This is a genomic window from Nitratidesulfovibrio liaohensis, assembly GCF_011682075.1.
In the GTDB taxonomy this organism is placed as follows: domain Bacteria; phylum Desulfobacterota; class Desulfovibrionia; order Desulfovibrionales; family Desulfovibrionaceae; genus Cupidesulfovibrio; species Cupidesulfovibrio liaohensis.
The window spans coordinates 1-717 of the sequence record NZ_VSMK01000717.1; the positions used below are offsets into that span (position 1 = coordinate 1).

Annotated in this window: 1 protein-coding gene; it reads right to left on the minus strand. The window is 72.4% G+C overall.

Annotation, left to right across the window (positions count from 1 at the left end):
* The coding region (gene trsM / locus FVW27_RS18090) for a DVU_1556 family methyltransferase (protein ID WP_167127883.1) at positions 1-717 on the minus strand (717 nt) is incomplete at both ends.

The window sequence follows — 717 nt, forward strand, 5'->3', positions numbered from 1 at the left end:
CGCGTAGCCGGGCCGCCCGCCGCCACCGCCGCCGCACCCGAACAGTTCAGCCGGGTCGGCCCCGGCAAACAGCAGCCTGCCCGCCAGTTCGGCCAGCAGGCGGCTGTGATCCTCGAACGCCAGCACCGTAAACCCGGCCCCGCGCAGCATGGCTTGCATGTCCGCGCGCGGCATGGCCCCGGCCCGACAGGAAAGGACGCCGGGTTGCGGACCGGAGTTGCTGGATTCGCCGCCGTCCGCGCGGCCCTTCTCAGCGCCGACCGGACAACCGTCCGGGCCACGCCGCACGTCAGCGGCACGCCCCGCCCGCACATAAAGATCGGTCCAGACCAGCACCCCGCCGGGACGCAGCACACGCGCAAGTTCTGCCAGCACGCCCTGTCGCTGCGGCAGCACGGAGAGCACGCATTCGCAGAACACGCCATCAAGACTGGCGGTGCGTAGCGGCAGGCCGGGGGCATGATGCGCAGAGGGGTGCTGGTCCGCCCCTGCACAGGCCCGAATCAGGGGCATACGCCCATTCCGAGCCAGCGCCTCGGCCAACAGGCTGGCGGAAACATCCAGTCCCACCGCCGCCATGCCGCCTTCGCGCAGCAGGGCCACGGTTTCGCCGGGGCCGCAGCCCAGGTCCAGCACCCGCGCTTCACGAGGCAGCAGCATCAATTGCCGCGCCAGTTCCAGCGCGCGCCAGGTCAGGGCCACCCCGCCGGGGCGCAG